The organism is Amycolatopsis silviterrae, from assembly GCF_042684085.1.
Lineage (GTDB): Bacteria > Actinomycetota > Actinomycetes > Mycobacteriales > Pseudonocardiaceae > Amycolatopsis > Amycolatopsis silviterrae.
Genome location: NZ_JBHUKS010000028.1, coordinates 23,839 through 36,461 on the forward strand (window position 1 = coordinate 23,839; position 12,623 = coordinate 36,461).

At 70.6% G+C, this 12,623-nt stretch carries 14 protein-coding genes; 8 read left to right on the forward strand and 6 right to left on the reverse strand.

Going from position 1 to position 12,623, the window contains the following annotated elements; genetic code table 11:
* Positions 1-4: 4 nt before the first annotated feature.
* The 6 genes from ACFSVL_RS36115 (at position 5) to ACFSVL_RS36140 (ending at position 4,789) form a co-directional block, all read left to right on the forward strand.
* A complete protein-coding gene (locus ACFSVL_RS36115) occupies positions 5-589 on the forward strand; it encodes a hypothetical protein (RefSeq protein ID WP_378310919.1) in 585 nt (194 codons plus the stop codon).
* A 26-nt stretch (positions 590-615) separates the two neighbouring features.
* Positions 616-1,026 carry a phage holin family protein gene (locus ACFSVL_RS36120; protein ID WP_378310921.1) on the forward strand — a complete coding sequence of 137 codons (411 nt, stop codon included), beginning with the start codon at positions 616-618 and terminating at the stop codon, positions 1,024-1,026.
* Entirely contained in the window at positions 1,023-1,331 is a 309-nt protein-coding gene (locus tag ACFSVL_RS36125; protein WP_378310923.1) for a DUF3618 domain-containing protein, read from the forward strand. Before ACFSVL_RS36120 ends, ACFSVL_RS36125 begins: the two co-directional genes overlap by 4 nt.
* Entirely contained in the window at positions 1,325-1,594 is a 270-nt protein-coding gene (locus ACFSVL_RS36130) for a DUF3040 domain-containing protein (RefSeq protein ID WP_378310924.1), read from the forward strand. The genes ACFSVL_RS36125 and ACFSVL_RS36130 overlap by 7 nt, the downstream gene beginning before the upstream one ends.
* A gap of 75 nt (positions 1,595-1,669) precedes the next feature.
* On the forward strand, positions 1,670-3,460 hold the full coding sequence (locus ACFSVL_RS36135; protein WP_378310926.1) for an APC family permease: 1,791 nt from the start codon (positions 1,670-1,672) through the stop codon (positions 3,458-3,460).
* A gap of 198 nt (positions 3,461-3,658) precedes the next feature.
* Entirely contained in the window at positions 3,659-4,789 is a 1,131-nt protein-coding gene (locus ACFSVL_RS36140) for a hypothetical protein (RefSeq protein ID WP_378310928.1), read from the forward strand.
* Positions 4,790-5,052: 263 nt separating this feature from the next.
* On the opposite strand, the gene ACFSVL_RS36145 is transcribed toward ACFSVL_RS36140, so the two are convergent.
* Together ACFSVL_RS36145 and ACFSVL_RS36150 are read right to left on the reverse strand one after the other, a co-directional pair.
* Positions 5,053-5,418, reverse strand: a complete 366-nt coding sequence (locus ACFSVL_RS36145; RefSeq protein WP_378310930.1) for a darcynin family protein — start codon at positions 5,416-5,418, stop codon at positions 5,053-5,055.
* 16 nt (positions 5,419-5,434) lie between these two features.
* On the reverse strand, positions 5,435-6,316 hold the full coding sequence (locus tag ACFSVL_RS36150) for an NAD(P)H-binding protein (RefSeq protein WP_378310932.1): 882 nt from the start codon (positions 6,314-6,316) through the stop codon (positions 5,435-5,437).
* Positions 6,317-6,430: 114 nt separating this feature from the next.
* Here ACFSVL_RS36150 and ACFSVL_RS36155 point away from each other — a divergent pair, with 114 nt between their 5' ends.
* Together ACFSVL_RS36155 and ACFSVL_RS36160 are read left to right on the forward strand one after the other, a co-directional pair.
* On the forward strand, positions 6,431-7,375 hold the full coding sequence (locus ACFSVL_RS36155; protein WP_378310934.1) for a LysR family transcriptional regulator: 945 nt from the start codon (positions 6,431-6,433) through the stop codon (positions 7,373-7,375).
* A 624-nt stretch (positions 7,376-7,999) separates the two neighbouring features.
* Positions 8,000-8,665, forward strand: coding sequence for an SRPBCC family protein (locus ACFSVL_RS36160; RefSeq protein WP_378310935.1), 666 nt, complete (start codon positions 8,000-8,002; stop codon positions 8,663-8,665).
* On the opposite strand, the gene ACFSVL_RS36165 is transcribed toward ACFSVL_RS36160, so the two are convergent.
* The 4 genes from ACFSVL_RS36165 to ACFSVL_RS36180 all read right to left on the reverse strand — a co-directional run bounded on the left by ACFSVL_RS36165 (position 8,640) and on the right by ACFSVL_RS36180 (position 12,499).
* Positions 8,640-9,278, reverse strand: a complete 639-nt coding sequence (locus tag ACFSVL_RS36165; RefSeq protein WP_378310937.1) for an HD domain-containing protein — start codon at positions 9,276-9,278, stop codon at positions 8,640-8,642. The two genes, ACFSVL_RS36160 and ACFSVL_RS36165, sit on opposite strands and share 26 nt — an antisense overlap.
* Positions 9,279-9,366: 88 nt before the next feature.
* On the reverse strand, positions 9,367-10,353 hold the full coding sequence (locus tag ACFSVL_RS36170; RefSeq protein ID WP_378310939.1) for a GlxA family transcriptional regulator: 987 nt from the start codon (positions 10,351-10,353) through the stop codon (positions 9,367-9,369).
* A 13-nt stretch (positions 10,354-10,366) separates the two neighbouring features.
* Positions 10,367-10,783 (reverse strand): hypothetical protein, encoded by a 417-nt coding sequence (locus ACFSVL_RS36175; RefSeq protein ID WP_378310941.1) that lies wholly within the window; start codon positions 10,781-10,783, stop codon positions 10,367-10,369.
* An 18-nt stretch (positions 10,784-10,801) separates the two neighbouring features.
* A complete protein-coding gene (locus ACFSVL_RS36180) occupies positions 10,802-12,499 on the reverse strand; it encodes an APC family permease (protein ID WP_378310942.1) in 1,698 nt (565 codons plus the stop codon).
* Between the last annotated feature and the right edge of the window lie 124 nt (positions 12,500-12,623).

Genomic DNA, 12,623 nt, shown 5'->3' on the forward strand with positions numbered 1-12,623 from the left:
CGACATGCCAGAACCGTTCCCGTCCGGCCCGGTCCGCGCGGAAGGCCCGCCGCTCGTCGCCGCGGGCCGGTCCGGTGCGCCCCGGCTGATCGTGCTCGACCCGGCAGGCGCGGCCAAACACGAAGGCCTGCCCGCCACCTGGCGTCCGCTCGCCGAGGACCACGAGATCCTCTGGCACCGGGCCCCGGTCGAGGGCGCGTGGCGCGAAACCGCCGAAACCCTTGCCGCACCACAGCGAAGCGACCTCGTGACGAGCGGACCGCTCGCCGCCGAAGCCTTGCGGCTAGCCGCCGAGCATCCGGGCGCGCTGCGCTCCGTCCTCCTCGTCGACCCGGCCGCCGAAGGCATGACCAGCCCCGGCGACGCCACTGCGGCCGACGAGGCCTGGCTAGCCCGGCACGACGCCGAGATCACTGCTCTGCACGACTCCAACGTCGAAGTCGAAGTCCTCGCCCACAGCTCCGACGCCCCCGACGACCAGGTCCCCAGCCCGCTGCCGCTCGGCCACGGCCGGGTCGTCGACGCACTCCGCGAAGCGCTCGCCGCGCTGGACTCCGCCGGCCAGTTTCGCGACCCCTATGCCGGGTAAGCCTCGAAGACGAAGGGAGGCAAACCGTGCTGGAGGAAATGAACCGGACGCCCGCGCGCGAGAAGTCCACCGCGGACCTCGCGGCCGATCTGACCGCCGCCGTCAAACGCCTGCTCCAAGACGAGTTCCGGCTGGCCATGGCCGAACTCCAGACGAAGGGGAAGCGCTTCGGGTTCGGTGCCGGGCTCGTCGGATTCGCCGGCGTGCTGGCGCTGTTCGGCGGGGCCGCCCTGGTCGCCGCGGCCGTGCTCGGACTCGCGCTGGTGCTGCCCGGCTGGCTGGCCGCGCTGGTCGTCGGGGGCGCGTTGCTGCTGGTCGCGGGGCTGGCCGCGCTGGCCGGCGGCAAGGAAGCGAGCCGCGCGGCCCCGCCGGTGCCGGAGGAGTCCGTGGAGCGAGTGCGCGAGGACGTCGAGACGATGAAGCAGGTGCGGTCATGACCGAACGCAAGGTCGAAGAGGCCAAGGCCGACCGGGACGTCACCCGCGAGGAGCTGGCCGAAACGCTGGACGCGCTGGGACACAAGCTGGACGTCCGGACCCGGGCCGCCGACAAGGTCGACGACACGATCGACCGAGCGACCAGCCAGGTGGAGAAGACCGTCTCGGCGCCGGCCGCGGAGAAGTTCCGGTCGGGCGCGGAGGCGGTCCGGAACAATCCGCTCCCGCTGTTCGCGGCGGTGCTGGGCGGGGTGCTCGCCATCCGGCTCCTGGCTCGCCGCCGGAAGCAGGGCGGCGCATGCTGACCGACCGGGAACAGCGTGCGCTCAACGAAATCGAACGCGAGTTGTGCGCCACGGATCCGCGGCTCAGCACCAAGCTGGACCGCGGATCCGGCCGTCGGCGCCGGTCCGCCTTCGAGGTGCTGGCGACGATCACCGGCGTGGTGCTGGCGGCCACCGGCATGTTCGACTCCCGCCCGGGCATGCTCGTGGCGGGCGTCGTGACGCTCGCGGTCTTCCTCGGCGGGCCCTTCGCGGTGCGGCACTGGAAAACCGGCAGTCGCTAGACCGTCTGCTAGATCACTGTCAGGAAACCGTCAACGCCCGCCCTCGAGCCGCAGTCCCGGCCCCAACCTGACTGGGTGACCGCAACTCTGTCCCGCCCGGAAACGCCGCGCACCGCCGACCGGCACCGGCTTTCCGTCGTCGGCGGCCTCGCCGCCCTCTCCCTCGACGCGATGGCGTCGGTCGCCTACGGACCCGAGGCGATCGTGCTCGTCCTGGCCGTCGCCGGCGGGACCGGGCTCGGCTTCACGCTGCCCGTCACGCTCGCGATCGCCGTCCTGCTCGCCGTGCTGACGCTGTCGTACCGGCAGGTCATCGCCGCGTTCCCGGACGGTGGCGGGGCCTACGGCGTCAGCCGCACCCACCTCGGACGGCGTGCCTCACTCGTCGCGGCCGCCTCGCTGATCGTCGATTACGTCCTGAACGTCGCGGTGTCGGTCGCCGCTGGGGTCGCCGCGCTGACCTCGGCGTTCCCTTCCCTCCTTCCGTACCGGCTGTGGCTCTGTCTCGGCGTCCTCGCGCTGATCACCGGCATCAACCTGCGCGGCATCGCCGAGAGCGCGCGGGCATTCATCGTGCCGACCGCGGTGTTCGTCGGGTCGATCCTCACCGTCGTCGTGGTCGGGCTCTTCCGCGGCGCTCCGGCCGCCACGGTCGCGGCCGGGCATGTCGAGAACCTCCAGACGGTCGGAATCCTGTTGCTGCTCAAGGCTTTCGCGAACGGCTGCGCGGCGCTGACCGGCGTCGAGGCGATCGCCAACGCCGTCCCGTCGTTCCGCAAGCCGCGCGTGCGCCGGGCGCAGCGGGCGGAGGTCGCGCTGGGCGGGCTGCTCGCGGTGATGCTGCTCGGGATCGCCGTGCTGATCGGCAAGTTCTCGATCCACCCGGTCAACGGCGTGACCGTGCTGTCGCAGGTGACTGCCGCGTCGCTCGGGAACGGTTTCGGGTACTACCTGGTGCAATTCTCCACCGTGATTCTGCTGGCGCTGGCCGCCAACACGTCCTTCGGCGGGCTTCCGGTGCTGGCCCAACTGCTCGCGAAGCACAACAACCTCCCGCACGTTTTCGCGCTCCGCGCCGAACGCCAGGTGTACCGCTACGGCGTCGGTTTCCTTGCCGTCGCTTCGGCGTTGCTGCTAATTCTCGCGAATGGCGACATGAACACGCTGGTGCCGTTGTTCGCGATCGGGGTGTTCGTCGGTTTCACGCTGTCGCAGATCGGAATGGTGCGGCATTGGTTCGCCGCCCGCCCGCGCGGCTGGCGGGGAAAAGCCGCCCTCAACGGTTTCGGCGCACTGCTCACCGGACTCGCCGCGATCGTGGTCACCGCGACGAAATTCGGGGAAGGCGGCTGGCTGATCGTCGTCGCGCTGCCAGCGCTCGTGCTGCTGATGGAATGGGTCCACCGCAATTACCGCCGCATCGGCGACCGCCTCGAACTCGGCCGCATCCCGGCCCCGCCGCGGCCCAACCGGTCGCTGGTCATCGTCCCGGTGCACACCGTGTCCCGGCTGACCCGCGACGCGCTCGCCGCCGCGCTGTCCCTCGGCGACCACGTCGAGGCCGTCCACGTGACACACCCCGAAGAAGAAGCCTCGGCGCGCGAGTTCGTCGAAGCGTGGGAGCAGTGGCACCCGGACGTCACGCTGGTCCAACTGCACGACGAGCACCGCCGCCTCGGCGAGCCGATCGTCGAACACCTCCGCCGGCACGCCGGATGCCACGTCTTCGTCCTGGTCGCCGAGGTCGAACCGGAGCACTTCTGGCAGCGGATCCTGCAGAACCGCCGCGGCGCGGTGCTGGCGAGAGCGCTGCGCCGCCGCACGGACGCGGTCGTCTGCCGGATGCGGTTCCGGGTCGGGAGTTAGCGCGCTTTGTCCCGAATGCTCATTTCCGCGGACCCGTCGCGGCATTGCCCGATAGTACTTTCGGCCGATGTCCGCAGGGCGAAAACCCGTCGAAAGTGCTGGGCCATTCCGGGGGACTTTTTCCCGTCCCGGTTTCCGCCCCCAAGATCCTCTTAGGGTTGCGGTACTTCGTGATCTTGAAACCGGAATGAGGGGCCCATGCGAAAACGGACCAGGATTCTCGGCAGAGCGCTCGCCGCGGCGGGCACGCTCGCGGCGCTGACGGTCGCGACGGCCGTCCCCGCGACCGCGGCCGAACCGACCTCGGTCGACCAGGACATCGCGCAGCTGTACCAGGACGTCGAAGACCTCTACAACGGGCTGCCCGCGAACGCGCTGCGCGGCGTCGACCCGCTGTTCGACTCGCCGGTGAAGCGGCCGGGCCAGCAGGCCAATGCCGCGCAGGGCCCGATCCCGGGCTGTACCCCGGGCGCGCTGCTGACCTACGCGAACGGCCTCGCCGCGAAGCTGACCCCGACCGAGGGCAAGGCGCTCAGCGCGCTGAGCGCGATCGGCCAGCTCTACACGCAGGCCATCGCCTCCGACAAGACCCCGCAGGTCTTCGGCACCGACGGCCAGTACACGCCGCGCGCCACCTCGACCATCGACAAGCTGCGCGGGTTCTGGGACATCGAGAGCTGGAACGTCCAGCTGGTCGCCTGGAAGGGCACCGACCTCGGCAGCCAGGAGCGCACGACGCAGACGTTCAAGCTCGGCCTCGACCCGAAGCGGGCGGCCGAGGCGGGCGCGCTCGCGACCAAGGTGCTCTACGAGGTCCCGGGCCTGCAGGGCGGCCGCCACCCGCTGCTGACCCTCAACGCGTTCTCCGCCCCGGCCGAAAGCCTCGGCGGCAAGCGCATCATGCTCGGCGACGGCCTGCTCGACGTGGTCAACCACCTCGGCTTCGACGACGTCTCGGTGGAAGCGGTCGTCGGCCACGAATACGGCCACCAGGTCGACTTCGCGCACAACAACTACCCGGAGAACGAGTCCAGCGAAATGGGCCCGGACGCCTACGGCGGCTACTTCGGGGCGCACGCCAAGGGCGAGGCGTGGAACGCGCGCACGCAGCAGGAAGTCACCTACCTGGACGCCTCCATCGGCGACTGCCAGCACAGCCACGGCACCCCCGACCAGCGCAAGGCCGCCGGCGCGTGGGGCGAGAAGCAGGCCGTGAGCCAGAACAACCCGAACCGGATCGTCCCGACCGTGAAGATGATCGAGCAGTTCCAGAAGGTGTACCCGAAGCTGATGCAGCCGAAGACGGCAGCACTGGCCGCGGCGCACTGATCCTGGCCTGAGCGGGCCCCGTCTTCCGTTTCCGGGAGACGGGGCCCGTTCGCGCGTCAGGTGGCGATGCCAGGGACTCAAGGCGGCGTCATGGGTGCGGCTGAGGCGCGTCCGCCCAGGCCGAAGCCACTGGCGGACCGTTGGCTTGCGTCGGGGCTGACGCGAGCGGCGGGAGCTGAGCGTTGTCGTCCGTGAGGGACTCCCTGAAGGAATCTGATTCCCTCAGGGTGCCCCTCACGGACTTGAAGAAACGGGCACTGGCGTCAGGTGGCGATGGTGGCCAGCGGGTCAAGGCCATACGTGCGGGCGTACCCGTTCTCGACGCCGACGAGCAGGTCGACGACCTCGAAATACCGGTCCCAGAACGGAGTTTCCCGCAACGCGTCGATCAGCAGCTGGTAGGCGCGATGGTCGTCGGCCTCCCACACCCAGACGTCGGTGACGCGCGCGGTGTAGAACTCGGTGTCGTAGAACCGGGACCGGACGCCGGTCGTTTTCGCCTCGATCGCCGGGACCACCTGGGTGGCGAAGGCGTCCGCGCGCTCGCGGGGAGTCAGGCCGAGCCATTCCGGCGTGGTCTTCACGAGCAGGAACGCGGTCACCGGCGTTTCGGTTTCCTCGGCAGGCATTGCGGATCCTCCCGGGTCAGGACTCGAAGGCAGGCTTGAGAATTTCGGCGCACCACTGTTCGAAAGTGGTGGGCGACGCCGTGTCCGCGGTGCGCGTGACGCCCGCGTCGAGGCCGTTGTCCTTGGCGTGCTTCATATCGGCGATGCCGTGGACAAACTCTTCGTTGAGGCCGTAGCCGATGAGCGTGGAGCGCAGGTCGTCCAGCGACTCGCGTTCGTAGCGGACCGGGAGGCCCAGCTGCTCGGTCATGATGCGGGCCAAGTCGTTGGGAGACAGGTCTTTCGGCCCGAGCACCGGGACGTCGGCGAAGCCGGTCCAGGTCCGGTCCAGCAGCAGGCGCGCGGCCACCGCGACGATGTCCGCGACGGCGACGAGCGGGGCCTTGCGGTCTGGGTCCAGCACGTCGGTGTAGACGCCCTTCTCCCGGATCGAGTCGACCTCCTCCAGCAGATTCTCGAAGAAGGACGGGTTGGCCAGCGCCCGGTAGGCGACACCGGTTTCCGCGATGAGTTCGTCCATCGCGAGGGAGGCGGTGACGAGCCCGGCGCGCTCGGCCACGGCGGTGCCCCGGCCGAGCGCGGAAACGCCGACGACGTGCCCGACCCCGTGCGCGGCAAGGGCTTTCGCGGCCGGGGCGGTGAAGCCGCTCCAGCCCTCGGCCGGGGTCCGCGCCGAATCCGGCGGGACGAGCCAGAAAACGGCGTCCGCGCCCTCGAAGGCGCGGTCGACCACCTCGGCGTCGCCGTGCGATCCGACGACGACCTCGACGCGTTCGCGCGCCGCGTCCGGCAGCCGCGCCGGGTCGCGGACGATCACCCGCAGGTCCTCGCCGGAGCCGAGCAGCCGCGCCAGCAGGCCGCGGCCGATGTTCCCCGTGGGGGCAGTGATGACGATCATGAAAACCTCGTGGATAGGACCGATTTGGGTACGCCCTCGATCCTGCTGAGCGTCCCGGTAATGCCACAATGGGAACTTCAGCACGCAATCATTGCCTGAACTGGGATTACCCTGGTGAACAGCCTGAACCCGGCACTCGACGCCAATCTCGCGGTCGCGCTCGACGCCCTGCTGACCGAGCAGAGCGTCACCCGCGCCGCCGCGCGCCTGCACACGTCCCCGGCCGCGATGAGCCGCACCCTCGCCCGGTTGCGCCGCATCCTGCAGGACCCGCTGCTGGTCCGGGCGGGACAGGCCATGGTGCCGACTCCGCGCGCCCAGTCCCTGCGCGAAGAAGCCGCCGCGGTGGTGCAGAGCCTCGGAGCACTGCTCAGCCCCGGCACCGTGGTCGACCCCGCGACCCTGCGCAGCACCTTCACGATCCAAGCCGCCGATCTCGTCGGCGCGGCCCTGGCCGTCGGCCTGCTGCGGCTCACCCGCGACGAGGCTCCCGGCATCTCCCTGCGCGTCCGGGCCGAGGAACTGGAAGCCGGCTCAGCACTGCGCGACGGCCGGCTCGACCTGGAAGTCGGCTCGATCGACCACGTCGACCCCGAAACGCAGGTCGAAAAGCTGCGCACCCTGCGGATGACGGCGGCGGTCCGGCCCGGGCACCCGCTCGCCGGGGAACCGCTGACCCCGGCCCGGCTCGCCGCCGCCGACCACGTCGCGGTCAGCCGCCGCGGCCGGTTCACCGGCCCCCTCGACACGGCGCTGGCCGAACACGGCCTCCGCCGCCGCGTCGCGATCGTCCTCCCCAGCCACCTGGCCGCGATGACCCTCGCCGCCCGCAGCGACGTCGTCTGCCTGGTCCCCGCCGCACTCCCCGGCGAGCCTCCGTCGCCGCTCACCGCCGACGCGACCGCACTCGGCCTGCGGCTCCTCGACATCCCGGTTCCGTTGCCGCCCTTGACGATCGGCATGGCCTGGCACCCGCGCCAATCCGCCGACGGGGCGCATCGGTGGCTGCGGGACGCGGTGCGGCGGACCCTTCGCGCGCCGGAGAGTTCTCCGCGCTGAGCCTTGCGCCGCAGTCCGGGAGGGGACTCTGATCGCCCGGGCCAGGGGCTAAGGCGGTGCCATGAGGGCGGTTCGAGGTGCGCCCGCTCGGGCCGAGGAGGCGACGCCGCTCCGTCCGTCCCAGCACGGGCGACCGGAGCGCGATCGTCTGTGAGGGCCTCCCTGAGGGAATCTGATTCCTTCAGGGAGGCCCTCACAGACTTGAAGAACGGGCATTCCGGAGTTAGAACGGGCATTCCGCCGCCGTGGGCGTCCTTTGTGGATGGTCAGCAGGCCGGGGCCGCCCGGTCTAAGTCCCTGACATGGGAATCCGCTGTCCGTCAGGGTTCCCCTCACGGACCCGGCACACCGTCAGATGGGCAGCATTGGCGTCCCTTGTGGACGATCAGCGCGACTGAGGCCATGCAGCTTAAGCCACTGACCCGGAACCAGATTCCTTCCGGGACCCCCTCGCTGCGGCTCCCACGCCCCACACCATCCGGGATGCTGCCACCCGCGGACAGCGCCACCGCCTCCCTTCACGAAGGTTAGGCCCCTTCACTTTCGCTATTGACCTTCACGGGCGTTAAGCAATAGGGTTTCACTGCAGTTAATAGCCTTAACCACCGTGAACAGGAGAAACCCATGCGAAGCACCTACACGGCCGCCTCGCGAACCCCTCGCCGCCGGACCGTCGCGCGAGCCGCCCTGCTCGCGCTCCCGCTGGCTATCGCCGGCACGATCGGAGCCGCCCCCGTTCAAGCCGCCACCTCCGGCACCAGCCCGGCCGCGCTGACCTGCCAAGGCCACGGCGTCGACCCGGCCGCCCAAGCCCGCCACCGAGCCGAAATCCTCATCCACGCCCCGCTGCGCGAAATCTGGCGCCTGCAGACCGACGTGGAAGCCTGGACGTCCTGGCAGAAACCCGCCGCCCCCATGACCGTGCGGCGGCTGGACCCGGGTCCGCTGCGCAAGCATTCGCGGTTCCAGGCGACCGTCCACGTGCCCTCCGCACCGCCCAGCACAGTGGTCATCTCCTCCACCGTCCGGCAGCTCCAGCGCGGCAAGTGCCTCCGCTGGACCGGGCCCGCCGAAAGCCCCGGGTTCCGCATCGACGGCGTCCACGTCTGGACCTTCCGCGAGGTCCCCGGCGGCGTCCTCGTCCGCACCGAGGAAAGCCACACCGGCCCGCAAGCCGACCCCGGCTCCGACATGGGCCTCGAAACCTGGCTCCGCGACCTGAAAACCGCCGCCGAAGCCGGGCCCTGCGACCAGGCCGGGCCGCTCACTCCGGCCAGGCGCTGCCCTTGATGATCTCCACGAAGTCCTTCCGCTCGAACTCCGGATCGAAGTAGGCGAGCACGTCGTCGTTCATGGTGCCGAACGTCGTGTCCGGGCGGTCGGCCATGCCGTCGCGGAACGCGCGGAGGATGCGGTTCTTGAAGTCCGGCCGCGGATGCGCCGCGACGACCTCCGCGCGCTGCGCCTCGGTGATCTCCGCCAGGTCGAGGCCGAGCACGTCGGTCTCGACGCCGAGGGTCACCACCGCCACCTCCGGGGCCAGCCGCAGCGGGATCTCCGGCGTGGTGTGCAGGGCGATCGCCAGCCAGACGTTCCGGGCGTCCTCCTCCGGACGGCCGTGGTCGAGGAGGAACGTCCGGGCCGCCTCCGCGCCGTCGAGTTCGAAGCGGCGGTCGGCGGTCGCGTACGCCTTGGTGAGCCCGAGGTCGTGGAACAGCCCGCCGACGTACGCCAGCTCCGGGTCCACCGGCAGCCCGCGCGCCGCGGCTTTCAGCGAGCCCCACAGGAACACCCGCCGCGAATGGTGGAACAGCGTTTCGCCGGCGGCGCTCCGCACCAGCTCGGTCGCCTCGCGCACCAGCGCTGTTCCGGGAATCTCGATCCCGGCGATGACTTCGGACACCACGAACCTCCTCGCGAAATGGGCTGACCCGAGTCTCGCCCGGCGAGGTTCCCGGTCCCACCGCGAAAACCGACCGGGTACCCACAGATCAGGACACGTCTGTCCGCGTGCTCCCGAACCTGGCGCGGTACTGGCTCGGCGAGGCGCCGAGGCGCGCCACGAAGACGCGCCGCATCGTCTCGGAGCTGCCGAATCCGGCTCTGCGCGCGGTTTCCGCGACGCCGTGCCCCGCGTCGAGAAGCGCTTTCGCGTGGTCCAGCCGCACTTGCTCGACATACTTCGCCGGGGTCGTGTCCAGTTCGCTCGCGAACATCCGCGCGAGATGCCGCGCGCTGACCCCGGCCCGCGACGCCAGCGTGCTCGCGCTGTGGTCGAGCGCGGGCTGCGCCGAGACCAGGTCGAGCACCTCCCGCAACGTGGGCGTGCTCGGCCGCGGCACCCGCAGCGGCGCGGAGAACTGCGACTGGCCGCCGGGGCGCTGCATGAACATCACGAGACCGCGCGCGACGGTGCGCGCGAGATCGGGACCGTGGTCGTCTTCGACCAGGGCGAGCGCCAGATCGATGCCCGCCGACACCCCGGCGGAGGTGAAGATTTCGCCGTCCCGCACGAAAAGCGCGTCGGGCAGCACCTGGACGTCCGGGTACGCCCTGGCCAGCCGGGCCGCGTGCCGCCAATGCGTGGTGGCCCGCCGTCCGGAGAGCACGCCCGCCGCCGCCAGCGCGAACGAGCCGGTGCAGATCGACACCAGCCGGCGGGCGCGCGGCGCGATCTCCCGGATCGCGCCGGTCAGCTCGGCCGGCACGCCGCGCTCCACCAGCGCGTCCCCGCCGCACACCACGACGAGGTCCGGTTCCGGCGTTGCGGCGACCGGCCCGTCGACCGGCAGCCGGATCCCCACCGACGTCTCCACCGGAGCCCCGGACGGAGACCGGTAGCCGATCGCATACCCCGCTCCGCACAGATTCGCCTCGGCGAACACCTCCGCGGGCCCGGTCACGTCGAGCATCTTCACGCCGTCGAACACGACGAAAACCACGCTCGCGCCCATGATCCCGACCTCCGGGGCCAGCATAGGACAGCTCCGGTCAGGCGGATTCCCACCACCGCACCGCGGCGTCGTACCCGGCACGGGCGAACCGGAACGGCCCGAACCCGCGGTAGTCCCGCTCCGGGCGATGCGGCTGCTCGAACGCGTCCCAGACGACCTCGTCGCCGGTCACCGTGACGCGCGCCAGCAGTGGCCAGCACCCCCAGTCCCCGCACGAGCAACCGAGCAGCGGGGTTTTGCCGTCCGCCGGATCGAGGCCGTGGAAGTGCTCGGCCGGCGTGCCCGCGAAAGCGCGCGGGTTCAGGCCGCCGTAGGCATCCCCGGCCGGGGACATGCCCGCGGCGAGTTCGAACCGGTCGATCAGCTCGGTGAGCGCGACGCCGTCGACGACCGGCACCCCGGCGACACCGCCGAGTTCGCCGGGCGGACGGAATTCGAAGCGAAGCGTGGCCACGCCCCCGATTATCCCCGCTCACGCCGAGGCTTCGTCAGCCTCCCGCCGCTGGGCGAGGATTTCGGTGACCCGCTCGGCGGGCAACGTGCTCCGGAGCGCCAGCGCCATCACGATCGCGGTCAGCACCAGCGACGCGACCGCGCCCAGCGAAAAGTCCAGGACACCGAGGTTCCCGGCGTGCTTGGACTGCTCCGGATAGGTGCCGAGGTAGCTGACGACCGCCAGCCCGGCGAACCACACCAGCACCCACCAGCCGTGCCGGAAATCCATCCGCGGCGGGCGTTTCGCGAACGTCTGGTGCGCCGCGAGCAGGAGGTAGCCGAAGACGATCACCACGAACAGCTTCCAGTTCGTGTCCCAGCCGGTCCAGTAGATGATCAGGTTGGTGGAGAACAGCGCCAGGAACGCGACCACGGACGTAAAACCGCGGCCGAGCCGGAACGGGCGGTGCTGTCCCGGCAGCTGCTTGCGCATCGCCAGCAGCACCAGCGGCCCGGACCCGAACGACAGCACGGTGCTGTTGGTGACGAACGAAACCAGCTGGCTCCATCCGGGGAACGGCAGGAAGAAGAAGCAGCCCACGACGAACGCGAGGATCAGGCTCACCCACGGCACCCCGGCGGGATTGACCTTCGCCAGCCCGGACGGCGCGTTCCCGTTGCGCCCCATGGCATACGAGATGCGCGCGGTGACGCCGGTGTAGATCAGGCCGGTGTCGCCGGGCGAGACGATCGCGTCGGCGTACAGCAGCGCGGCGAGCCAGGCGATGCCGAGCACGGTGGCGATCGCGGCGAGCGGGCCGAACGTGGCCAGCACGTCGCCGCCCGCGGTGAAGTTCGCGCCGACGTGCTCCCAGCCCTGTTTGGCGATCGCGTCCGACGGGACCGCGCCGATGAAGGCGATCTGCAGCAGCACGTACAGGATTCCGGTGAGCACGACCGAACCGATGAGCGTGAGCGGCACGTTGCGCTTCGGGTTGTCGGTCTCCCCCGCCAGCTCGACGCCTTGCCGGAACCCGAAGAAGGAGAACGCGATCCCCGCGCTCGCGACCGCGGAGAAGATCCCGTGCGTCCCGTACGGCGCGAACCCGCCGTAGTCGGTGAAATGGCCGGGATGGAACGCGGTCACCAGGAAGACGACGATCACCAGCACGATGACGGCGAGCTTCCACCACACGAGGACGTTGTTGATCCGGGCGAACCAGCGCACGCCGAAGAAGTTGACCAGCACGAACAACGCCAGCAGCGCGATCGAGACGCCGGTGCCCGCCGGGGTGAGCACGGCGTTGCGGTCCGCGTCGAGCGTTTCCAGCCAGGGCAGGTAGTTCGTGGAGTACTGGACGACCGCGAGCACCTCGATCGGCGACACCGCGGCCGCCGCGATCCAGGTGACCCAGCCCATCGAGAAGCTCGCGAACGACCCGAACGAATAGTGCGGATACCGCGCGACGCCGCCCGAATGCGGGAACATGGTGCCCAGTTCGGCGTACGTCATCCCGATCAGCACGAACATGACCGCGCCGATCCCCCACGACACGATCGCCGCGGGACCGGCCAGCTGCGCCGCGTTGAGCGCGCCGAAGAGCCATCCGGAGCCGATGATCGACCCGACCGCGGTGAACAGCAGCCCGATCGGGCCGAAGTGCCGCTTGAGCCGCTTGTCGTCGCCCGCGACCACCGCCGACGAGGGGTGTTCGGTCGTTCCGGCTCTGCTCATGCGGCGGCCTCCTGCCGGTCGGCGGTCCGCTCCCACTGTCCTCGCCCGGCGGCGCGCGCAAAACAAGCGGACATAAGATTGTTACCTCGTGCACCATTCCGTGCCGGGGCGCGATCCTGCTCGG

Bases quoted from the DNA above. Each gene is read 5' to 3' on its own strand.
- ACFSVL_RS36130 (WP_378310924.1), top strand. From the start codon at position 1,325: ATGCTGACCGACCGGGAACAGCGTGCGCTCAACGAAATCGAACGCGAG.
- ACFSVL_RS36170 (WP_378310939.1), bottom strand. From the start codon at position 10,353: ATGCTGGCCCCGGAGGTCGGGATCATGGGCGCGAGCGTGGTTTTCGTC.
- ACFSVL_RS36140 (WP_378310928.1), top strand. From the start codon at position 3,659: ATGCGAAAACGGACCAGGATTCTCGGCAGAGCGCTCGCCGCGGCGGGC.
- ACFSVL_RS36160 (WP_378310935.1), top strand. From the start codon at position 8,000: ATGCGAAGCACCTACACGGCCGCCTCGCGAACCCCTCGCCGCCGGACC.
- ACFSVL_RS36125 (WP_378310923.1), top strand. From the start codon at position 1,023: ATGACCGAACGCAAGGTCGAAGAGGCCAAGGCCGACCGGGACGTCACC.
- ACFSVL_RS36180 (WP_378310942.1), bottom strand. From the start codon at position 12,499: ATGAGCAGAGCCGGAACGACCGAACACCCCTCGTCGGCGGTGGTCGCG.
- ACFSVL_RS36145 (WP_378310930.1), bottom strand. From the start codon at position 5,418: ATGCCTGCCGAGGAAACCGAAACGCCGGTGACCGCGTTCCTGCTCGTG.
- ACFSVL_RS36150 (WP_378310932.1), bottom strand. From the start codon at position 6,316: ATGATCGTCATCACTGCCCCCACGGGGAACATCGGCCGCGGCCTGCTG.
- ACFSVL_RS36115 (WP_378310919.1), top strand. From the start codon at position 5: ATGCCAGAACCGTTCCCGTCCGGCCCGGTCCGCGCGGAAGGCCCGCCG.